This window comes from Variovorax nivicola, from assembly GCF_051216475.1.
Lineage (GTDB): Bacteria > Pseudomonadota > Gammaproteobacteria > Burkholderiales > Burkholderiaceae_C > Variovorax.
On record NZ_JBPJZK010000003.1, the window covers coordinates 446,720 to 467,664 of the forward strand.

A 20,945-nucleotide genomic window follows, 5' to 3' on the forward strand; every position below is an offset into this window, starting at 1 on the left:
CTTACAGCCTTAAATGATCGAGATGCGCATCAAGGCTTACAAATCGTGAGGCCGCTTCCCGCAATTCTCGCGATGCATGGTCCCAAAAGACGACTTCAACAAAGTACCCGTCCTTCTTCAATTCGTTAATGGTAGGAACGTAGTCTGCGTCGCCTGCTACTAGCACAAACACGTCCTCACTAACCTTGCCATGTTTGTATGCATCCTTGGTCAGAAGTGTTGCGATTCCTGTGTCGATTTTTTTCTCTTTGTTCCTGATATTTCTGTCTTCGAGGTGTAATTCAAAGCCGGCTCTCTTCGCATAGTCCCAGATTCCGTCATTGGGTGGGGGGCGAGAGCCAAACAATGCCGCGCGTTTCAGCGTGCGTTTGTCTTGGCCACAAAGGAATTCGTGCAGCTTTCCAAAGCTAATTGTGTACCCGTGGTCAAATATTCTATTTTCTATCGCGTCCCGAATATCGGTTGCAAGCCCTTGCCTCACTGCACTTGCTCGTCGCCCTTCAATATAAAGATTGGAATTGTCAACATAAACATAATCTGCCATGACATTCTTTCCCAAGTTTGATTGATTTTAAAAAAGCACCCAAGGGTGCTTCTTATTTATCCATTGCTCTAACTAGCAATTTCCATTGCATGGGTTTGCCGCCACAGTTGCTGCAAGGAGGCAGGGAGGTGCACTCTCGATTTATTACATCCTCGTAGCTGCAAATCTGGCATTTATAAACCCCAGGGTAATCGGGATTTTGACCAGGCTTCCAGATTTGATCGTATTTTTTGGCATTCTCACCAGTGGTTTGTTTGACGTTGGTCGCGTCACCATAAAAGGCCATAAATCCTCCAAGAATGAGTAAACCATAGTAGCATTTGGCTACTCAGATTACGAGTTGTTCTAACCTAGGAGAAACCCATGAGTGATGTCAAGCCGGGCGACGTTGTGAAGCTTAAGTCTGGTGGTGTAGCTATGACGGTCCAGTGGATCAGCGGGGAGGCCGCTTTATGTGTGTGGCAGGAGGGGGCTAGGCCAATTGAGCAAAAGTACAACGTGGTGGTCCTGGAGAAGTTCGAACCTGTAGACCTCAAAGCTTCCTTCGAGAAGTTGGGGAAAGCTTTGGGGTAGCATCTCTGCACTCGGTTTTTCGAGTGTTTTTGCTACCACCCCTAGCAAAATCAACGACTTACAACGGTCTGGGCAGTCCCGTCCACTCCGCCAGTCAGAAGCCCTTGCAGCTCAATGAGTTGCAAGGGCTTTTCACTTTCTGACGCCTCCACGCAATCACCTCATCCTGCTGTTTTGGGCTGTGTCACACCAGCGAGTTGCTGCTCGCTCGACAGCAGAAAGTCGATGAAGGCGCGTACGCGCCGTGGCATTGCCCAGCTCGCCGGATAGACCAGCGACGCGAGCTTCGGCGCGGGCTCGAAGTCTTGCAGCAATCTTTCGAGCCGGCCGTTGGCTAAGTGCTCGCCCACAACGAACATCGGCAGGTGCGCGATGCCCAACCCGGCCACCGCCATCGCCGCAAGGTGGTGCATGTCGTCCGACCGCACTGTGGCTCGTGGCTCGATCTGCAGCGGGCCCTCCGGTGTCTTGAAGCTCCACGGATCCTCGCGACCATCTGGCCGCGTGTAGGTCATGCATCGATGCTCGAGAAGCTCTTCAGGTCGTGATGGCCGCGACATCTCCCGAAAGCAGGCAGGTGCCGCGACGGTGACGAATTGACCGTATCCGAGCGGCCGCGCCACAAGACTCGAGTCGGGCAGGGCGCCCACCGCGATCGCGACATCCAGCCCCAGGTCGAAGAGGTCTGACAGCCGCATCGTCGACACGATCTCGATGCGCAGCTTCGGATGCCGCGCGAGCAGTGCTGGTAGCAACGGCGCCACGAGAAACGTTCCGAAGAGCGGCGGCAACCCCACGCGCACGGTGCCCGCTACCGCACGCGTGCCCGCGCCCGCTTCTTCCGCAGCTTCGGCTAGCAGGTCGAAGGCCCTTGCACAACGTTCGTGAAACGCCATGCCTTCCTCGGTCAGATGCAAGGCCCGCGTCGTGCGCGTCAGCAACTGCACGCCGAGATCGTTTTCGAGCCGGCCAATCGCCTTGCTCACGGCCGACGGTGTCATTGCGTGCAGCGCCGCGGCGGCGGTGAAGCTGCCCGCATCGGCCACGGTCACGAACACGCGCGCATCGGCCTCCGAGATCGGCAACTCGTGAGTCCGGCTCATCAATCTTGTGCCCTCAACCCGCTTTTTCATGAAGCCCCTCGCGGCCACCATTCGTGGCGTGCATATCGATCACGTCAACACACAACCCGTCTGACCTCACCAACAGGAGCCGATCATGAAACTCTTCTACAGCCCCGGCGCTTCTTCATTGTCCCCGCACATCGTGCTGCGCGAGGCCGGCCTGACCGCGGAGATGATCCGCGTCGACCTCGAGACCAAGACGCTGCCGGCCACAGGACAGAGCTATCTGTCGATCAACTCCATGGGCAAGGTGCCCGCGCTCGAACTCGACGACGGTGCGGTGCTCACCGAAGGCCTTGCCGTGCTGCAGTACCTTGCCGATCTCGCACCGGCCTCGCGGCTCGCGCCGGCTGCCGGCAGCATGGCCCGCTATCGCTTGGCCGAAGCCCTGAGTTTCGTGGCCACCGAACTGCACAAGGGCTTCGCGCCGATGTTCGATCCAGACGTGCCGGCAAGCTACAAGCACAGCCTGATCGCCGACACCCGCGCCTTCGACCGCATCGCATCGCTGGTGCAACCGGGGCCGTACATCCTCGGCGAACACTTCACTGTCGCGGATGCGTACCTCTATCCGATCCTGCGCCTCGGCCGTCACGCAGGACTCGATTTTTCCTCATGGCCGGCGATAGGCCACTACATGGAGCTGGTTGCTAAACGCCCCTCCGTGCGCGCCGCGATACAGGCCGAAGGCCTCATTGAAGACTGATCGACGAAGGCCTGAAGCGACCGCGTTACATCCGGGCTCTCGCAGTCGAATAAACTCCGCCCCGCTTGCAGCTTGCATTCGCGCTGCGCCGCCATAGGCAACATGGCGAAATCAAACCTAATAGGAACTCAGTTGAACCGCATCGAACTCGTCGAAAAAATCGTCACCGCCCACAACGTCAGCAAGGCAGAAGCCGCGCGCATTCTCGAGACCGTGACCGGCTCGATCGTCGCCGCAGTGAAGAAGGGTGACCCCGTCCAGATCGTCGGCTTCGGCACTTTCAAGCAAGTGGCGCGCGCCGCACGCTCGGGCTTCAACCCCAGCGCCGGCACCAAGATCAAGATCGCCGCACAGAAGGTGCCGAAGTTCGTGCCGGGCGCTGCCTTCAAGGCCGCCGTGGACCCGAAGGCTGCAAAGCGCAAGGCCGACAGCAAGGCCGTGGCCGCGAAGCCCGCAGCGAAGAAGGCCGCAGCACCCGCCAAGAAGGCCGTGGCTGCCAAGAAGAAGTAAGAAGCTGCGAATGCAGAAATAAGAACGGCCCCTCGGGGCCGTTTTTTATTTGGTGGCGCATTTATGCACCGCTTCAGTCGGGTTCGATCACGCCCTCGCTCAGATAGCGCTGGTACTCGGCAATGGGAATCGCCGTCGTCTGCGTGCTGCCGCCATCGCCCCAGCTCAGCACGGCGCTGTCGGGCGCCAGCTGGACCTCGATCGGTCCCTGGGGAATGAGGATCAGGGGGCCGTCGCCGGCCCGGTATTCGACATTTCCTGTGACTTTCGCGTTCGCTGCCATGGTTTCGTTCCTCGGGATGTTGGGGAATGCGGGGGCGGGCCTCAAGCGTATCGGATATGGCGGCTCGTGGGGCATCGCGCTGCCGCGATGCGTGTAGGTGAACGTCCATCGGAAGCGCCCGTCACACCGGCGTAACGCGCGGCGTGGCACGCTCGTGCCTCGAATGACGAAGCGTTTCAGAATTCTTGTTGCAGTCTCCGTGGCCTGCCTGGCGATCCTGGCCGCAGCCGTCGCGTGGCGCCTGGCTGCCGGCAGCGACGCTCAAGCCCGTGCGGCCGATGCATCCCCGTCGCTCGAAATCCGCTGGCATGGCGGCGGCATCGTGTTGCAGGGCGCGGTGCAGGACGTCGCCACGCAGCATGCGCTCGCAGAGGGCGCGGCCGCGCGCCTGGGCGGCGAGAGCGACCAGGTGACCGACTGGCTCGACATCACGCCCACAGCGCTGCCGGTGGCCGATGCAGCGTCGCTCGCCCGGCTCATCCTGCTTGGGCAGGAAGGCTGGCACTTGCAGCGGCGGCCGACCGAGGGCTGGCTCGCCGTGCAGTCGCTGACCGACGAGCGCAGCGTGCAGGCGAAGGCGCTGCTGCAGGCGGCCTTCGGCCCCGGCGTTGCGATGCGTCTCGTGCTCCTGCCCTGAGCGACCGATCTCCTTGTGGGGCAGAGGGGCCTTCATGGCACCGTCATCTGCCGTGCCCAGCATCCGCTGCATTCCAAAACAAAGGAGAGAGGTCCCCATGCATCCATCGTTCAAGCACCTTGCCGTTGCCAGCGTGGTGGCCGCCACCCTGACCGCCTGCGGCGGCAGCGGCAATTCAAACAATTTCATTCCTTTCGTACCACCGCCCGCGGCAACCAACCCGCCGCCAGCGTCGCCCGCAGTGCCTGGCACCATGGACGTGAAGCTCATCGCCTTCAACGACCTGCACGGCAACCTCGAGCCGCCGAAGCTGTCGATCAGCGCGCCCGCCAAGGGAGGCGGCACGGTGCCGGTGCCTGCCGGCGGCGCGGCCTATCTCGCCTCGGCCATTGCTTCGCTGAAGGCCAAGAACCCGAACAACGCGGTGGTGTCGGCCGGCGACATGATCGGTGCTTCGCCGCTGGTGTCGGCGCTGTTCCTCGACGAGTCGACCATCGAAGCCGTGAACGCGATGAAGATCGACTTCAACGCGGTCGGCAACCACGAGTTCGACAAGGGCCAGACCGAACTGCTGCGCATGAAGAACGGCGGCTGCGCGAAGAACACCGCGCTCGAACCCTGCCGCGTCAACAAGAGCTTCCCTGGCGCCAACTTCGGCTTTCTCGCGGCCAACACCGTGAAGGGCGACGGCAACACGCTGTTCCCCGCCACCGGCATGAAGAGCTTCACGAAGGATGGTGCCACGGTGAAAGTGGCGTTCATCGGCATGACGTTGAAGGGCACGCCGAACATCGTGACGCCGGCAGGCGTTGCGGGCCTGACTTTCAAGGACGAGGCCGACACCGCCAATGCGCTGATCCCGCAGCTGAAGTCGCAGGGCGCGGACGCCATCGTCGTCGTCATCCACGAAGGCGGCACCACCACCGTGGGCTACAACGACAAGAGCTGCGCCGGCCTGAGCGGCGACATCCTGCCGATCCTCAACAAGCTCGACACCTCGGTCGACGTCGTGATCTCGGGCCACACGCACCGCTCGTACGTGTGCGACTACGCCAAGACCAACCCGGCCAAGCCCTTCCTGCTGACCAGCGCCGGCCAGTACGGCACGCTGCTGACCGACATCAACCTCACCATCGACACGCGCACGCGCAAGGTGACGGCCAAGGCGGCCGACAACGTGATCGTGCAGGGCGAGGCCTACACCAGTGGCACAACCACCGTCGCGCTAACCGACCAGTACCCGACCTTCGACAAGAACCAGGAGGTGGCTGCGCTCATCAACCAGTACCTCACCATCGCCGGGCCGCTGGTGCAGCGCGTGGTGGGCTCGCTCACCGCGACGGCCACGCGCGCGCAGGTCGAGCCGTCGAAGGAAAGCGTGCTGGGCAATCTGATCGCCGACGCGCAACTCGCCGCCACCAGCCCGACCGGCAAGGGCGCGGCGCAGATCGCCTTCATGAACCCGGGCGGCGTGCGCGCCGACCTCGCGCCCGCTGGCGACGGCAGCGTGACCTACGGCCAGATCTTCGCCGTGCAGCCCTTCGGCAATAGCCTCGTGGTGAAGACCATGACAGGCGCGCAGATCAAGGCCGTGCTGGAGCAGCAGTTCAACAGCGGTTCCAACACCGTGAATACACCGAAAGTGTTGCTGCCTTCCGCAGGGTTCACCTACAGCTTCAGCGCCTCGGCGCCCGGTGGCTCGCGCATCAGCAACTTGTCGCTCAACGGCACTGCGATGGCCGATGGCACCAGCTACCGCGTGACGATGAACAGCTTTCTGGCCACCGGCGGCGACAACTTCACCGTATTCAACCAAGGCACCGACGCGCTCGGCGGCGACCAGGACGTGGATGCTCTGGAGGCTTATATCAAGGCGAACAGCCCGCTGGCTCCGCCGGTAGTGGGCCGCATCACGGTTCTGCCCTGAGCGGCTGGCGAAGGGGGCGGGCCGTATTCAGCCGGCCCGCCTGCCGGGATGACCAGCGCGCCAACCACCAGCAGCTGAGCATCGCCTGAAGCACGGCGATGCTCAACAAGAATCCGAAGCTCGGCCCGAGGGCGTAGAACAGGCCCAGCCCGAGCAGTGCCTGCGCGAGCCAGTTCGTCAGCGCCATGCGCCCCATGGGCGCGAGCTTGCGCAACCAGTGCCGCCAGCGGGTCTGCTGGAACAGCAGCACGAAGGCGGCCATGCAGAACAGGCCGAGCGCGACCTGATGCAGCAGGCGCACCACCCAGATGCTCGCACCGCCTGAGCTCCACAACATCACCAGCGTGGTCGCGATCAAGCTGATGGCGAGTGTCACCTTCAGCAGGCGGACCCAGAGGCGCCGGCAGGCGACAGACTCCTGCAGCATGCGTCGAACGAGCAGGCGTATGGCCCCGGGCTTCTTCCCAGGGCGCACCGCCTGCATCGCGAAGCCCACGCCGAGGAGTAGTGCGAGCAGCGCGATCGACGCCGCAATGAATTCTGGCAATGAGGAGTTGCGCAGATTGAACAGCGGTACGCCGAACAACGCGAAGCCGCGTAGCGCGTCCAGCAGTTCAAGGCGACGGATGCTGTTGGCGTTTGGGTAGCGCTGCGGCCTTGCGAGGTCGAATGTCATGGGAGTGCGCAAAGTTGGGTCGATGCCATGCTATGAATCAGCATTGCACGAACATTGCGTTTGGGGCGCCTCCAGACATGCCCTGGGCGCATCACCGTTCGCCTATGCCGTGACCTTGCGTAGGCCGATGTCTCCAACCGGATTTGCGCTGGTTTGGCGGTCTTAGCATGAGCAAATCTGCTGTCGAAGGCAGAGACTTCTTCGCCGACTCATGTTCTTTGCAAAGGATTTCGTCATGAAAACCATGAACCTCCGCATGCTGGCGCTTTCATCCGCCGTGGCGGCGTGCAGCCTGGCCTTTGTCGGGTGCACCACCACGCGACCGCAGGATCAGTCCAGCAGCGCGTCTTCTCGCGCCTCCATCGACGCCCAGGTCGATGCCTCGCTGTCCAAGCTGTACGACTCCGTGAGAGGCTCGCGTGAGTTGGTCGCCAAATCGAGCGGCGTGCTGGTGTTTCCCGCGGTGATGGGGGCCAGCTTGGGCGTGGGCGCCGAATACGGCCGGGGCGCCTTGCGTGTGAACGGGCGCACGCAGTCTTACTACAGCACCACCGCCGGGTCGGTGGGCTTCCAGGCAGGCGCGCAGTCGAAGGCCGTGATTTATCTGTTCACCACGCAGGCGGCGCTGGACAAATTCCGCAACAGCAAGGGCTGGACGGCAGGCGCTGACGCCACGGTGGCGCTCGCGACCATCGGGGCCAACGGCAGCATCGACACGAACACCCTGCGCCAGCCCGTGGTGGGCTTCGTGATGACGAACGTGGGGCTGGAAGCCGGCGTCTCGCTGTCGGGCGCGAAGATCAGCGAAATCCAGCCGTAGCAGGCTGCTGAGCTCAGTGGCCGAGCCGGGCCTGCAGCTCGGCCACTTGTTTGCGCAGGGCCTCGTTCTCGGCTGTGAGTTCGGCCACGCGCTGTTCCAGCGCCTGCACTGCGTCTGGCTTGGCCTGTTGCTGTTCGTCGTCCAAATGCGCTTCGGCGGACTCTTCACGCGGCTTCTTCTTTGACTCGCGCACGCGCTTGGCGGCCTGCTTGAGTTCGTCCTTGCCGGCGTTCGCCGCTGAGACCTGCTCCTCGGCCGGCAGTGTGGCTACGGCAGCTGCGGTGTTGATCGAGATCACGCCCGACTTCACGGCTGCCACCAATTCTGGCGCGGCCTGCTTCTGGATCTTTTCGATCATCCCGACCTGGCTGCTGCTCAGGCGTGCGGCCTTGGCGATCGCTTCGCGGCTGCTCAGCGGCGCGGGCGGCGGCAGGACGGGGGCTGACGCACTGCCGTCCGGCGAGCCGTCGGCGGGGGGATCGACGTCGAACGGGGCGTCGGACGCCGAGGCTGGCTCAGTAGCGGCACGGCTGCGCTGCTTGTCGACGATGTCTTTCTTCCGCAACGCCAGCACGCCGCGCAGGAAATCCGAAATGCTGCGCCGGCCCAGGTGCTGGTCGATCATCCAGAGATGCACGTCCTCGATGGTCTTGAAGCGCGTGTTCTGCACCGTTTTGAACGGCAGGTCGTGTTTCTGGCAGATGCCGTAGCGGTTGTGGCCGTCCACCAGCACGTCGCCCCACAGTACCAGCGCATCGCGGCAGCCCTCGGCCAGGATGCTCCTTTCCAGCGCCTCGTGTTCCTCCGGCGTCATGGGGTCGATATAGGCTTTGAGTTCTTCGTTGACGACGATGTTCATGAGGGGCGGGAAGCGGAACGGGGCAAAGGGGCGGAATTTTAGATGCGCCCGGCTGGCGGCTTTCGAGACGTCGCCGGGTGTCTCTGTTTGGTGCATCCAAACGTCTATAGAGGTAAGGACACAGTCGCAAATTTGCGCTGTCATCCTTTTGTAAATATTAATGATTCTTATTTAAATATGTAGCTGGAGAGCTGCAGATACGCCGATGCGCCCGACGCGCGCTGTTTCGAATTTCGACGCCTGGCCCTCATCTGGAGTTGTTCAAAAATGCTGTCACTCACGTCCGAATCTTCTCTGGGAGATGTTTTCGTCGCCAACCGGGCTCAGCTTCTGCACGTGGCCCGCAGGATCGTCCGCACCACGGACCTTGCCGACGATGTCGTGCAAGACGCCTACCTTCGCATTGCCGACGGCGCCTGCGACCGCAAGGTCGACAAGCCCATGGGCTACTGCTGCCAGGTGGTGCGCAATCTCGCGCTCGACCACTGCCGCCGCCAGTCCCTCGAGGCCACCTACCGCACCTTCGACGTGGACGTCGAGACGCTCGATGTCCCGGGACCAGCATCGCCAGACCGCGTGATGCGAGACCGGCAAGTCGTTGGCCTGATCGAGAAGGCGCTGTCGGCGCTGTCCCCGAGGACGCGCGTGGCCTTCCAGCTCTACCGTCTCGAAGGCCTCACGCAGCGCGACATCGCGGCGCAGATGGGCTGCGCGCTCGGCCTCGTGAACCGCCTGATCGCCGAGGCGGACGAGGCCATCGGTGCGATGCGCCACCTGATCAAGGATTGACGCAGAGAAGCTCTCGTGCCGCTTCGTGTAAGGTAAAACCGTACACGCATGGCACAAGAGCAAGACGACCTCATCTGGCGCACCGCATGGGACTGGGTGCGGCGCGAGCACGACCGCGAGAATTTCGGCGAAGGTGCGCGTGTCGAAATGGTGACATGGCTTCTTGCCGACCCTGCCCACCGCAAGGCCTACGACAAGGCCGCCCGGCTCTGGCTGCTCGCGGGGCTGGTGCCACCCACCATCGACGTCGATGCGTGGAAGAAGAGCCAGAAAAACCGGGCAACACCAGAAGACGCAGCACCCGGCGACGACGACGCCTGATCGTCGTCAGCACCCCGCACCGGGGGTGAACAGATTCGGTCCCGAATCGTCATGTTGATCAGAAGCGCAGCAATCGGCCGCCCGTCGGCCCGCTTGCCCGCCTGCTTCCTCAATCAACCGCACAAGGACTGCCCATGTCTACCAGCTGCTTCGATCGCGAAGACGAAACCTTCATCGTCCTGGTCAACCAGGAAGACCAATACTCCATCTGGCCGCACTGGAAGGCTGTGCCCAGCGGCTGGCAGGCTGTCGACGGCGTGAAGGGCGACAAGAAGACGGCGCTCGATTTCGTCGAGAAGAACTGGACCGACATGCGCCCCAAGTCGCTGCGCGACTGGATGGCCGCGCAAGACCTCACGCCGTCCGCGGAAGCTGCCGCAAGCTGATGGCCGGGCCGGCGAGGGTTTCGCTGCTGTGCCTGCCCTGCGCGGGCGCCAGTGCGACGATGTATTTGCGCTGGCGGCATCAGCTGCCGCGCTGGATCGAGCTCGTGCCCGTCGAACTGCCGGGCCGGGGCATGCGCATGGGCGAGCGCTTCGTCGAAACCTACGATGCCCAGGTCGCGCGAATCTGCGCCGAGCAGGCAAGCGCGATGCACGGCAGCTTCGCGATCTTGGGTCACAGCATGGGCGCTTTGCTGGCCTATGGCGTCGTGCAGCGGCTGTGCGCGCTCGGCCGGCCGTTGCCGCTGGCGCTTTTCGCGTCGGGCAGTTCCGCGCCGTCGCAGCGCGACCCGAACCGACTTCCCGACACGCACGACGACGCCGCGCTGATCGCCGACCTGCGCAAGCAGGGCGGCACTCCCGAAGAAGTCTTCGCCAGCGCCGAGCTGGTGCGCATCACCCTCGACACGCTGGGCGCGGACTACCGCGTCTGCCAGAGCTTCGAATACACGGCGGCGGATGCGCCTCTGCCCATGCCTGTGCATGCCTTCGCGGGCCGGCAGGACGACATCGACGCGGCGCGCATCGAGGCCTGGTCGGCGCATGCCGGCGGCGCGTTCACGCTCGACTGGTTCGATGGTGGCCACTTCTTCATCCGTCAGCACGAGGCGGCTTTCCTGGCCGCACTGGCGCGCCGTCTGGGGCAGACCATGGCCGGAGGACGACATGCGCCTCATGCAACTGCATGACGCCTTGCCGGCAGGCATCGAGGCTCATCGCATGGGTATCGACTTGACGCGGCATGAGTGAACGCTGCCGGCCCGGTGCCGGCCGCGCCCCTACTAATTTTCTGGAGTGAGCGAGATGGCACGCACGGCAGCAACGACGGTGAATCTGGGGCATCACCCGGTGTCCGCGAACTTTGTGGAACACCTGCAGGCATTGGCGCAAAGCCGGCCGGACGACGTCTGGCTCACGGTGGCGGGCGAGGCGGATGGCGCCTACTTCGAGAAGCCGATCACCTACGCCGTTTTCGAGGCGCGCGTGCGCGCGCTGGCATCCCGCCTGCAGCAACAGTTTGCGAAGGGCGAGCGCGCCCTCGTCATGCTGGACAACGACGACCATTACGCGGTGAGCATGCTGGCGTGTTTCTACGCCGGCGTGATCGCGGTGCCGGTGTTCCCGCCCGAATCCATGCGGCCGCAGCATCTCGCGCGGCTGACGGGCATTGCGCAAGATTCGCAGGCGCGCTGCGTGCTGACCTCGGCGGCGATGCGCGCCGCGATGGACGGCGCAGCCGAAGCATTCGCAGAGGCGGCAATGATTTCCGTTGACGAGGTGAGTCTCGCGCTCGCCGATGCATGGACGCCGTTCGCACCCGCAGCGGACGACGCCGCATTCCTGCAATACACCTCGGGCTCGACCTCCGCCCCCAAGGGCGTGATCGTGACCCACGGCAACCTCATCGCCAACGAGCGCGCCATTCGCGACGGCATGGGCATCGGGCCGGACGACAAGTTCGTGTCGTGGGCGCCGCTCTATCACGACATGGGCCTGATCGGTGGCCTCATGCAGCCGCTCTACAGCGGCATTCCGCTGGTGCTGACCTCGCCGCGCTACTTTCTCGAAAGCCCTGTGCGCTGGCTCGAACTGATCTCGCGCCACCGCGCCACCCTCAGCGGTGGCCCCGACTTTGCCTACCGTCTCTGCCTCGATCGTGTGAAGGGCGCGCGGCTGGCGGGGCTGGACCTTTCGACATGGCGTGTCGCCTACACCGGCGCCGAGCCCGTGCGCGCCGACACCGAAACCGAATTCATCGAGCGATTCGCGCCCGCGGGCTTTGGCCCCGACGCCGTGTATGCCTGCTACGGCCTCGCGGAAGCGACCCTGTTCGTCACCGGTGGACAGCGCGGCGCCGGGCTGGTCGCGCGCACCTTCTCCGCCGATGCACTTGCCAGGGGCGAGGGCGTGGAAGGCACGCAGGGCGCGATGCTGGTCGGCTGCGGCGCAGCGCCGGACGGCCACGACGTGCGCATCACCGACCCCGATTCACTGGCTGCGCTCGACGTCGGCCGCGTCGGCGAAATCTGGGCCAGCGGCCCGAGCATCTGCGCCGGCTACTGGGGCAAGGAGCGCGAAACCCGCGAGACCTTCGCCATGCACGAAGGGCAGCGCTGGTTGCGCACCGGCGATCTCGGCTTCATGCACGACGGGCAGCTCTACGTGACGGGTCGCATCAAGGACCTGATCATCGTGCGCGGCCACAACATCTACCCGCAGGACATCGAGCGCACGGTCGAGGCCGAGATCGAGGCCGTGCGCAAGGGGCGAGTCGCTGCCTTCGCAGTGTCTGGGCCGGATGGCGAAGGCATCGGCGTGGCAGCGGAGGTTTCGCGCAGCATGCAGAAGCTCGTGCCGCCGCACCTGCTGGTCGATGCGCTGGGCGCGGCGGTCAGCGAAGTGTTCGGCGAGGCGCCTGCCGCCGTGGTGCTGCTCAACCCGGGCGCGCTGCCCAAGACTTCGAGCGGCAAGCTGCAGCGCCAGGCGTGTCGCGCGGGGCTTGCTGCGCGCAGCCTCGATGCGTATGCGATTCACGAGCACGGCGTCTTCACGCACGGCGGCAGCGGAGCTTCGATTCCGGCGGAAGCACCGGTGCTCGACGAAATCGGAGAGGCGGTCTCGGCCATCTGGAAGGAAGTGCTCAAGTGGCCCGAAGACCGTGCGCTGGCGCATGACGCGCACTTCTTCACCTCGGGCGGCAATTCGCTGGCCGTGGTTCAAGCGTGCGCGCGTATTGCCCGGCACTGGAACATCGAATTCGATCTGCGCGACTTCTTCGAGCAGCCCCGGCTGAACGCTTGCGCGACCATCGTGCGCAGCCGCAAGGACCGTCCGGGCCGCGTGGCTGGCTCAACCACCATCGAGCCGCTGTCCGCCGAGCGCCGGCTGCAGCCCTTGCCGCTGTCGCACGCACAGGAGCGTCAATGGTTCCTGTGGAAGCTCGCGCCGCAGAGCACGGCGTACCACATGAGTGGCGCGCTGCGCCTGTCGGGCGCGCTGGACGCCGCCGCAATGCATGCCGCGTTCGAAGACATCGCCGCGCGCCACGAGTCGCTGCGCACGGTATTCCTGGCAGGCGCTGACGGAACGGCAGAGCAACTGATCAGCCCGTCGTGGGCGCCGCTTCTGAACCTGATCGACCTGCGCCACCTCGCGGCCAGCGAGTGCGAAGCACGTGCCGCAGAAGAAGCGCAGCGCCTGCATGCCACGCCATTCGATTTGACGCAGGGGCCGTTGCTGCGCGTGGCGTTGATCCGCCTGTCGGACACCTCGCATCTGCTGGTGGTGGTGATGCATCACATCATTTCCGACAGCGCGTCGATGCAGGTGCTGCTCGATGAGCTGGCGGCCGGCTATGCCGCGCGGCTGAAGGGCGATGCCCCGTCGCGCCGCGCAGTGCCGCGCATCCAGTACGTCGATCATGCGGCGTGGCAGCGCAACTGGCTGGCAGCGGGCGAGGCCGAGCGGCAACTGGCCTGGTGGCGCGCGCAGCTCGGCGAAGAACATCCTGTGCTGGCGCTGCCGATCGACCGCCCGCGCACGGCGCAAATCGGCTACCGCGCGGCACGCCACAGCGTAGAAATGCCCGCGGTGCTGCTGGCCGGCTTGCGCCAGGCCGCAGCGACCGAGGGCGCCACGCTGTTCATGGTGCTGCTGGCCGGCTTCCAGGCGCTGCTGTACCGCTACACCGGACAGGAAGACATCCGCGTCGGCGCGCCGGTGGCCAACCGCAGCCGTGTCGAGGCGGAAAACATCATCGGTTTCTTCGTCAACACGCTGGTGCTGCGCAACCGGGTCGGTGGGCGCATGCGGCTGTCGGATGTCGTGGCGCAGGCGAAAGAAGCGGTGCTGGGCGCGCAGACGCACCAGGACCTGCCCTTCGAGCAACTGGTCGAGGCGCTGCAGCCGCAGCGCAGCCTGAGCCAGAGCCCGCTGTTCCAGGTGATGTTCAACCACCTCGTCGAAGACTATCGGGCGCTGGCGCAGTTGCCGGGGCTCGAGGTTGCGCACCATGCGCTGCCCGATGGAACGGCGCAATTCGAACTCGTACTCGAAGCCCGCGAGACACCCGACGGCCGGTTGACGCTTGGGCTGGTCTATGCGGCGGAGCTGTTTGATCGGGAGACGGTCGAGCGGATGGCGGGGCACTACCTGTCGGTGCTGGAGGCATTGACTGCTCAGCCTGAGCTGGCAGTGGGTGACGTGGCGCTGGTGGGGGCTGCGGAGCGCGCACAGCTTGCAGCATGGAGCGAGAACCCGCGCCGCCACGAAGGTGCACAGCCCGTGCACCGCCAGATCGAGGCGCACGCGAAGCTCAAGCCGCAGGCGCCCGCTTTGGTCTTCGGCAACGAAGCCCTGAGCTATGCCGAGCTCAATGCCCGAGCGAACCGGCTTGCGCATCGCCTGATCGCATCGGGCGTAGGCCCCGATGTGCTGGTGGGCATCTGCGTGGAGCGCTCCACCGAGATGATGGTGGGCATCCTGGCAGTGCTCAAGGCGGGCGGTGCCTATGTGCCCCTGGACCCCGAGTACCCCGCAGACCGTTTGGCGTACATGGTCGAAGACAGCGGCATCGCGTTGCTGCTGACCCAGAGCCACCTGCGTTCGCTGATCCCGGGTGCCGACGCATTGCAGGTGCTGGAGCTCGACACGCTCGATACCTCTGCTGAATCCGAGGCCGACCCACAAGTCGCATTGCACGGCGAACACCTCGCCTACGTCATCTACACGTCCGGTTCGACCGGCCGCCCCAAGGGCGCAGCCATCCGGCATCAGGCCCTCTTCAGCTGCATGGCCTGGATGCAGGAGTTCTACACCCTTGCAGGCGCAGATACAGTCCTGCACAAAGCTCCCTTCGGCTTCGACGTGTCGGTCTGGGAGATGTTCTGGCCGCTCACCTCGGGTGCCCGACTGGTCATCGCCAACCCGGGCGATCACCGCGACCCGGTGCGCCTGGTCGAACTCATCCAGAAGCACCAGATCACGACGCTGAACTTCGTGCCCTCGATGCTGCAGGCGTTCCTGGCCTACGAGGGCATCGAAGCGACGACCAAGCTCAAGCACATCATCTGCGGCGGAGAGGCCATGCCGGCAGCCACGCAAAGAGAAGCACTTCAACGCCTGAGCGGCGCGACGCTGCAGAACCTGTACGGCCCGACCGAAACGACGATCCACGTGACGCAGTGGACGTGCCGTGACGATGGCAGCAGCCAGGTGCCAATCGGCCGGCCGATCAGCCAGACGCAGGCGTACGTGCTGGACGCAAGCTTGAACGAAGTTCCTGCGGGCGTGGCCGGCGAGTTGTACCTGGGCGGCATCAACCTCGCGCGGGGCTACCTGAAGCGGCCAGGGCTGACGGCAGAACGCTTCATCGCAACAAACGATGGCGCGCGTCTTTACCGCACGGGCGACCTGGTGCGTTGGAACAACGAAGGGCAGCTGGAGTACCTGGGCCGCATCGACCACCAGGTGAAGGTGCGGGGGTTCCGCATCGAGCTGGGGGAGATCGAGGCGCAGTTGCAGGCGCAGCCCGAAGTCAGAGAGGCGGTGGTGGTTGCGAGCGAGGGCCCTGCAGGAGCGAGGCTGGTGGGCTACGTGTCCGGCGATGACATCGACACCGTAGTGCTGCGCGAACGCCTCGCAGAAGCACTGCCGGACTACATGGTCCCCAGCGTCATCGTCGTACTCGACGCACTGCCACTGAACGCCAACGGCAAGGTCGACCGCAAGGCGCTCCCCACCGCAGCCATCACCAGCGACAAACCCTACGAGGCCCCGCAAGGCCCCATCGCCGAAACCATCGCCGCCATCTGGGCCGAAGTGCTGCAGATGGACAAGGTCGGCACTCACGACAACTTCTTCGACCTCGGCGGGCACTCGCTCCTGCTGGTTCGCGTGCATCGCCTGCTCGAAGACAGGCTGCGCACCACCGTCGCGCTGGTCCAGCTTTTCAAGTACCCCACGGTCGGTTCGCTGGCGCAGTGGATGTCGCGCGGCGCCGATGCGCCCGCAGCGTTGTCGCCCACAGCCGGCGACGACCGTGCGCTGCGCCAGCGCGCCGCCTTGCTTCAACGTCGCAAATCCGCGGAAAGAGTCAACTGATGAACACCCTCAACGAGCAGGCCACGCAGGCCGATGCAGCCACCGGCATCGAGATCGCCATCGTCGGCATGGCGGGGCGCTTTCCGGGCGCCGACGATGTCGATGCGTTCTGGCGCAACATCCGCGACGGCGTGGAGTCCATAGCCGGCTTCACCGACGAGCAACTGCGCGCGCAAGGCATTTCGCAGGAGTTGCTCGACGACCCCGCCTATGTGAAGGCAGGCGTCCAGTTCAAGGGCTTCGACCAGTTCGATGCCGGCTTCTTCGGCTACTCGCCGCGCGAAGCCGAGTACCTCGATCCGCAGCAGCGCATCTTCCTGGAGTGCGCATGGGCCGCGCTCGAGCATGCAGGCTGCGATGCGAACACCTGGCCGGGCAAGATCGGCGTCTACGCGGGCGAGGGGCCTAACCTGTACCTCATGCGGCACCTGCTGCCCGCATTCGGCCTGGGCGACGGACGCGGCATTGCCGACCTGCTGGGCCTCATGAGCGGCAACTCCGGCGGTTCGCTGTGCACCCGCGTGGCCTACAAGCTCAACCTGCGCGGCCCCGCCGTCACGGTGCAGACCGCCTGCTCGACTTCGCTGGCCGCGGTGCACACCGCCTGCCAGGCGCTGCTGGGCTACGACTGCGACATGGCGCTGGCCGGCGGCGTGTGGCTCAACCTGCTGCAGGACGGCGGCTACCTCTACCAGGCCGGCGCCATCCTCTCGCCCGACGGCCACTGCCGCGCCTTCGACGAAAAAGCCGCAGGCACGGTGATCGGCAGCGGTGCGGGCCTCGTGGTGCTCAAGCGCCTGGACGATGCGCTGCGCGACGGCGACACCATCCACGCCATCATCAAGGGCACCGCCGCCAACAACGACGGCGCCGACAAGGTCGGCTTCACCGCGCCCAGCGTGAACGGCCAGGCGGAGGTCATCCGCGCGGCGCAACTGATCGCTGGAGTAACGGCCGAATCCGTGGGCTACATCGAGGCACACGGCACGGGCACGGTGCTCGGCGACCCCATCGAGCTGGCCGCACTGACGCAGGCCTTCCGGGCCGACTCGGACAGCACCAACTACTGCGCCATAGGCTCCGTCAAGACCAACGTCGGCCACCTCGATGCGGCGGCTGGCGTCACCGGTCTCATCAAGACGGTGATGGCGCTCAAGCACAAGACACTGCCGGCCAGCCTGCACTACGAGCGGCCCAATCCGCAGATCGATTTCGCGGCGAGCCCGTTCTACGTCAACGCTGCCACCAAGGCCTGGCCTGCGGGTGCCACGCCGCGCCGTGCGGGGGTCAGCTCGTTCGGCATCGGTGGAACCAATGTGCATGTGGTGCTCGAAGAGGCGCCGGCCGCGAAGCTGGCCGAGAGCCCATCCAGCTGGCAGGTGCTGCCGCTGTCGGCGCAGAACGCCGCCGCGCTGCAGGAAGCCGGCCAGCAACTGGGCCGTCACCTGGAAGCGGCGAGCAACCAGTCGCTCGCCGACATCGCACACACCTTGCAGAGCGGTCGCCGCCCGCTGCCGCTGCGCGCGGCCATCGTCGCCAACGGCCACGCCATGGCCGCGCAGACCCTGCTGTCGCCCGAGGGCGGCTTCGAGCAGGTGATGCGCGCGCCAGCCACTGCGCCCGAGGTCGCCTTCCTGTTCCCCGGCGGCGGCACGCAGCACGCCAACATGGGCGCCGCGCTGTACCGCGACGACCCGGTGTTCCGCGGCGAGGTCGACCGCTGCTGCGCCTTGCTGAACGACGCGATGGGCATGGACCTGCGCCAGCTGCTGTACCCGGCGGCCGGCGCCGAAGCCGCGGCCGACCAGAAGCTGTCGTGCATCGAATACACGCAGCCGGTGCTGTTCATCGTCGAGTACGCCATGGCCCGCGCCTGGATGGCGCGCGGCGTGCAGCCCGCCGTGATGCTGGGCCACAGCCTCGGCGAGTACGTGGCCGCCTGCCTGGCCGGCGTGTTCAGCCTGGAAGATGCGCTGCGCATCGTCACTGCGCGCGGCCGACTGATGCAGTCGATGCCCGCCGGTGCCATGACGGCCATCGCGCTGCCCGAGGCCGAACTCGCACCGTTCCTCCAGGCCGGCTGCGACATCGCCGCGATCAACGGCCAACAACTGTGCGTGCTCGCAGGGCCGCTGCAGGCCATCGAAGCCGCAGAAAAGCAATTGCTCGCCGGCGGCCTGATGCCGCGCCGCCTGCATGTCGCCATCGCGTCGCACTCGGCCATGACAGAGTCCATCGTGGCCGAACTGCAGCAGGTCGTCGCCTCGGTGCCGCGCCATGCACCGCGCATTCCTTTCATCTCCAACGTCACCGGCCAGCCGATCACGGCCGAGCAGGCGGTGGACCCGGCCTATTGGGGCAGCCATCTGCGCAGCACCGTGCGCTTTGCCGACGGACTGGCTGTGCTGCTCGGCGTGGCCGGGCGCGTCGTGCTCGAAGTGGGTCCAGGCGAAACGCTGGCCGGCCTCGCGCGCCAGCATCCGATGGCCGGGTCGGCCGCGGGCATCTGGGCGAGCCAGGCGCATCCGCAGCAGCAGGCCCGCAACGAGCGGCAGCTGGCCAGCGTGACCGGTGCACTCTGGTGCGCCGGTGTCGAGATCGACTGGGCCGCCTGCCGCGCGGGCCAGCCACGCCGCCAGGTGCCGCTGCCTACCTATCCGTTCCAGCGCCAGTCGTACTGGGTCGAGGCGGGCACTTTCGAGGGCGGTGCCAAGGCGGGGCCGGCGGCCGACGCCTTCTACGTGCCCACCTGGAAGCGCACCGAGCCGCTGCTTGCAGTGCACACCCCCGCGCCCGCCGGCACCTGCACGCTGGTGTTCGGCGAAACGCGCAGCCTCACCGACAGCCTGATCCGCCACCTGCATCGTGATGCCGACACGCATCCCGTGGTCTGGGTTGAGCAGGGGCCGGGCTTCGTCGAGATCAGCCCGCGCCACTACGCGGTGCGCCCCGGCGAGCGTGCCGACCACGAGCAGGTGCTGCGCAAGGTGCAGGCCGAGCTGGGGCCGGTCTCGAAGGTTTATCACCTGTGGAGCGTGGACGACGAGCTGGCAGCGCCTTCGCAGTCGAGCGAGATGCTGGAGCGCGGCTTCTTCAGCCTGCTGGCTCTCGCGCAGGCACTCGACAGCGCGTCGGCCGGCAGCGAGCGCAAGCTGGCGATCCAGGTCGTCACCAACCAGATGGAAGACGTCAGCGGGCTGGAGCCCCTGTGCCCCGAGAAGGCCACGCTGTTCAGCCTGGCCAAGGTGATCGGGCAGGAATATCCGCACATCGACTGCCGTGTCGTCGACGTGGTGCTGCCCGTGGCCGCCAGCGATGCCGAGGCATGGCTGGTGAAGCAGCTTGCGGCCGACATGCCGGCGCGCGGCGACGAGCCGCTGGTGGCGTACCGCGGACCGCACCGCTGGGTCAAGGCCTACGAGCCATTGGCGCTGCCGGCGCCGGGCGCAGGGCCGCAGCAGCGGCTGCGCACCCATGGCGTCTACCTGATCACCGGCGGTCTCGGCGGCATGGGTCTCTCCGTGGCGCGGCACCTCGCCAGATCGTGGCAGGCGAAGCTGGTGCTGTTCGGGCGCACGCCCTTGCCCGAGCGCAGCACCTGGGAGGCGCTGGCCGCATCGCCGGAGCAGCCGGCGGCATTGCGCCAGAAGCTTCTGCAGCTGCTCGAACTCGAAGCCCTGGGCGGCGAAGTGCTGGCACTGTCCGCGGACGTGGCCGATGCCGCGCATATGAAGGCGGCCGCGGCGCAAGCCCGTCTGCGCTTCGGCGCCATCCACGGCGTCATCCACGCGGCGGGCCATGCCAGCAGCGGAATGATCGGCCAGCGCACCCGCGCCATGGTCGACGCCGTGTTCGCACCCAAGCTGCGCGGCACACAAGCGCTGCTCGAAGCGGTGCGCGAAGACGCACTCGATTTCGTACTCTTCTGTTCGTCGATTTCCAGCATGGCCGGCGGCCTGGGCATGAGCGACTACGCCGCGGCCAACGCGTACCTCGATGCACTGGCCGCGCAGGTGCAACGCAGTGCGCGACACGCGGTCTTCTCGGTCAACTGGGACGCCTGGCGCGACCTCGGCATGGCCGCGGGCATGGTGCTGCCTGAAGGCGTCGGCATGGACGGCCCCGAAGGCGCGCTGGCGCTGGAACGCATCGTCAACGGCCCGGCGTTCTCGCAGATCGTGATCTCCACGACCGATCTGACGCAGCGCCTTGGCAAGCTCGACAGCGGCATGCTGGAGCTGATCGAGTCCGGCCCGTTGGCGCACGCGGCACGCGCCGGTCGGCGCAACCATCCGCGCCCAGCGCTCGACACGCCCTACGTCGCGCCCGACGGCGACCTCGAGACCGGCCTCGCCGCCGTCTGGCAGGACATGCTGGGCATTACAGCCATCGGCCTCCACGACAACCTGTTCGAGCTGGGCGGCGACTCGCTGCTCGCCATCCAGATCCTGGCGCGCGTGCGCAAGGCCTACGAGATCGAACTTCACCCGGCCGCCTTCTTCAAGGCGCCAACCATCGCCGACCTGGCCCTGCTGGTCGAGACCCGCCTGATCGAAGAAATCGAGAACAGCGAGAACAGCGACCCGGCCGATGCCGCCACACCGGACCGACTGTCCACCACCGTCTGAACC

The 20,945-nt window shown here is 65.6% G+C and carries 17 protein-coding genes; 12 read left to right on the forward strand and 5 right to left on the reverse strand.

The annotated features are described in order from the left end of the window. Position 1 precedes the first annotated feature (1 nt). On the reverse strand, positions 2-544 hold the full coding sequence (locus ACSFBF_RS14825) for an NYN domain-containing protein (RefSeq protein WP_435468160.1): 543 nt from the start codon (positions 542-544) through the stop codon (positions 2-4). 363 nt (positions 545-907) lie between these two features. On the opposite strand from ACSFBF_RS14825, the gene ACSFBF_RS14830 reads away from it, so the two are divergent. Beyond that, the gene (locus ACSFBF_RS14830; protein ID WP_435468162.1) at positions 908-1,117 is read left to right on the forward strand and encodes a DUF2158 domain-containing protein; all 210 of its coding nucleotides are present in this window, start codon (positions 908-910) and stop codon (positions 1,115-1,117) included. 161 nt (positions 1,118-1,278) lie between these two features. On the opposite strand, the gene ACSFBF_RS14835 is transcribed toward ACSFBF_RS14830, so the two are convergent. Continuing rightward, complete coding sequence (locus ACSFBF_RS14835) at positions 1,279-2,271, reverse strand: LysR family transcriptional regulator (protein ID WP_435468164.1); 993 nt, start codon at positions 2,269-2,271, stop codon at positions 1,279-1,281. Positions 2,272-2,335: 64 nt separating this feature from the next. On the opposite strand from ACSFBF_RS14835, the gene gstA reads away from it, so the two are divergent. Beyond that, a complete protein-coding gene (gene gstA / locus ACSFBF_RS14840; protein WP_435468166.1) occupies positions 2,336-2,947 on the forward strand; it encodes a glutathione transferase GstA in 612 nt (203 codons plus the stop codon). A 132-nt stretch (positions 2,948-3,079) separates the two neighbouring features. Then, a complete protein-coding gene (locus ACSFBF_RS14845; RefSeq protein WP_130428910.1) occupies positions 3,080-3,457 on the forward strand; it encodes an HU family DNA-binding protein in 378 nt (125 codons plus the stop codon). Between the two features lie 73 nt (positions 3,458-3,530). On the opposite strand, the gene ACSFBF_RS14850 is transcribed toward ACSFBF_RS14845, so the two are convergent. After that, positions 3,531-3,740 (reverse strand): hypothetical protein, encoded by a 210-nt coding sequence (locus ACSFBF_RS14850; protein WP_093051663.1) that lies wholly within the window; start codon positions 3,738-3,740, stop codon positions 3,531-3,533. A 163-nt stretch (positions 3,741-3,903) separates the two neighbouring features. Between ACSFBF_RS14850 and ACSFBF_RS14855 the strand changes: the two genes are divergently transcribed. Next, positions 3,904-4,377, forward strand: a complete 474-nt coding sequence (locus tag ACSFBF_RS14855; protein WP_435468169.1) for a hypothetical protein — start codon at positions 3,904-3,906, stop codon at positions 4,375-4,377. Positions 4,378-4,474: 97 nt separating this feature from the next. Continuing rightward, complete coding sequence (locus tag ACSFBF_RS14860) at positions 4,475-6,304, forward strand: bifunctional metallophosphatase/5'-nucleotidase (protein ID WP_435468171.1); 1,830 nt, start codon at positions 4,475-4,477, stop codon at positions 6,302-6,304. On the opposite strand, the gene ACSFBF_RS14865 is transcribed toward ACSFBF_RS14860, so the two are convergent. Beyond that, positions 6,288-6,980 carry a DUF418 domain-containing protein gene (locus ACSFBF_RS14865; protein ID WP_435468173.1) on the reverse strand — a complete coding sequence of 231 codons (693 nt, stop codon included), beginning with the start codon at positions 6,978-6,980 and terminating at the stop codon, positions 6,288-6,290. The genes ACSFBF_RS14860 and ACSFBF_RS14865 overlap by 17 nt on opposite strands. Before the next feature lie 235 nt (positions 6,981-7,215). On the opposite strand from ACSFBF_RS14865, the gene ACSFBF_RS14870 reads away from it, so the two are divergent. Continuing rightward, on the forward strand, positions 7,216-7,800 hold the full coding sequence (locus ACSFBF_RS14870) for a BPSL1445 family SYLF domain-containing lipoprotein (protein ID WP_435468175.1): 585 nt from the start codon (positions 7,216-7,218) through the stop codon (positions 7,798-7,800). A gap of 13 nt (positions 7,801-7,813) precedes the next feature. Here the strand turns inward: ACSFBF_RS14870 and ACSFBF_RS14875 are convergent, their stop codons facing one another. Then, complete coding sequence (locus ACSFBF_RS14875) at positions 7,814-8,659, reverse strand: ParB N-terminal domain-containing protein (protein WP_435468177.1); 846 nt, start codon at positions 8,657-8,659, stop codon at positions 7,814-7,816. 267 nt (positions 8,660-8,926) lie between these two features. On the opposite strand from ACSFBF_RS14875, the gene ACSFBF_RS14880 reads away from it, so the two are divergent. The 6 genes from ACSFBF_RS14880 (at position 8,927) to ACSFBF_RS14905 (ending at position 20,942) form a co-directional block, all read left to right on the forward strand. After that, positions 8,927-9,448 (forward strand): sigma-70 family RNA polymerase sigma factor, encoded by a 522-nt coding sequence (locus ACSFBF_RS14880; protein WP_258353795.1) that lies wholly within the window; start codon positions 8,927-8,929, stop codon positions 9,446-9,448. Between the two features lie 48 nt (positions 9,449-9,496). Continuing rightward, positions 9,497-9,769, forward strand: coding sequence for a DUF4880 domain-containing protein (locus ACSFBF_RS14885; protein WP_435468179.1), 273 nt, complete (start codon positions 9,497-9,499; stop codon positions 9,767-9,769). Between the two features lie 134 nt (positions 9,770-9,903). Then, positions 9,904-10,155: an MbtH family protein gene (locus tag ACSFBF_RS14890; protein WP_435468181.1), complete on the forward strand. Its 252-nt coding sequence runs from the start codon at positions 9,904-9,906 to the stop codon at positions 10,153-10,155. Beyond that, positions 10,155-10,901 (forward strand): thioesterase II family protein, encoded by a 747-nt coding sequence (locus ACSFBF_RS14895; protein WP_435468183.1) that lies wholly within the window; start codon positions 10,155-10,157, stop codon positions 10,899-10,901. Before ACSFBF_RS14890 ends, ACSFBF_RS14895 begins: the two co-directional genes overlap by 1 nt. A 115-nt stretch (positions 10,902-11,016) precedes the next feature. Beyond that, a complete protein-coding gene (locus ACSFBF_RS14900; protein ID WP_435468185.1) occupies positions 11,017-16,314 on the forward strand; it encodes an amino acid adenylation domain-containing protein in 5,298 nt (1,765 codons plus the stop codon). Further along, positions 16,314-20,942, forward strand: coding sequence for a type I polyketide synthase (locus ACSFBF_RS14905; RefSeq protein WP_435468187.1), 4,629 nt, complete (start codon positions 16,314-16,316; stop codon positions 20,940-20,942). The genes ACSFBF_RS14900 and ACSFBF_RS14905 overlap by 1 nt, the downstream gene beginning before the upstream one ends. Positions 20,943-20,945 lie beyond the last annotated feature (3 nt).

Bases quoted from the DNA above. Each gene is read 5' to 3' on its own strand.
- ACSFBF_RS14900 (WP_435468185.1), top strand. From the start codon at position 11,017: ATGGCACGCACGGCAGCAACGACGGTGAATCTGGGGCATCACCCGGTG.
- ACSFBF_RS14895 (WP_435468183.1), top strand. From the start codon at position 10,155: ATGGCCGGGCCGGCGAGGGTTTCGCTGCTGTGCCTGCCCTGCGCGGGC.
- ACSFBF_RS14885 (WP_435468179.1), top strand. From the start codon at position 9,497: ATGGCACAAGAGCAAGACGACCTCATCTGGCGCACCGCATGGGACTGG.
- ACSFBF_RS14835 (WP_435468164.1), bottom strand. From the start codon at position 2,271: ATGGTGGCCGCGAGGGGCTTCATGAAAAAGCGGGTTGAGGGCACAAGA.
- ACSFBF_RS14860 (WP_435468171.1), top strand. From the start codon at position 4,475: ATGCATCCATCGTTCAAGCACCTTGCCGTTGCCAGCGTGGTGGCCGCC.
- ACSFBF_RS14855 (WP_435468169.1), top strand. From the start codon at position 3,904: ATGACGAAGCGTTTCAGAATTCTTGTTGCAGTCTCCGTGGCCTGCCTG.
- ACSFBF_RS14880 (WP_258353795.1), top strand. From the start codon at position 8,927: ATGCTGTCACTCACGTCCGAATCTTCTCTGGGAGATGTTTTCGTCGCC.
- ACSFBF_RS14850 (WP_093051663.1), bottom strand. From the start codon at position 3,740: ATGGCAGCGAACGCGAAAGTCACAGGAAATGTCGAATACCGGGCCGGC.
- ACSFBF_RS14890 (WP_435468181.1), top strand. From the start codon at position 9,904: ATGTCTACCAGCTGCTTCGATCGCGAAGACGAAACCTTCATCGTCCTG.
- ACSFBF_RS14870 (WP_435468175.1), top strand. From the start codon at position 7,216: ATGAAAACCATGAACCTCCGCATGCTGGCGCTTTCATCCGCCGTGGCG.
- ACSFBF_RS14825 (WP_435468160.1), bottom strand. From the start codon at position 544: ATGGCAGATTATGTTTATGTTGACAATTCCAATCTTTATATTGAAGGG.
- ACSFBF_RS14905 (WP_435468187.1), top strand. From the start codon at position 16,314: ATGAACACCCTCAACGAGCAGGCCACGCAGGCCGATGCAGCCACCGGC.
- ACSFBF_RS14865 (WP_435468173.1), bottom strand. From the start codon at position 6,980: ATGACATTCGACCTCGCAAGGCCGCAGCGCTACCCAAACGCCAACAGC.
- ACSFBF_RS14830 (WP_435468162.1), top strand. From the start codon at position 908: ATGAGTGATGTCAAGCCGGGCGACGTTGTGAAGCTTAAGTCTGGTGGT.
- gstA (WP_435468166.1), top strand. From the start codon at position 2,336: ATGAAACTCTTCTACAGCCCCGGCGCTTCTTCATTGTCCCCGCACATC.
- ACSFBF_RS14875 (WP_435468177.1), bottom strand. From the start codon at position 8,659: ATGAACATCGTCGTCAACGAAGAACTCAAAGCCTATATCGACCCCATG.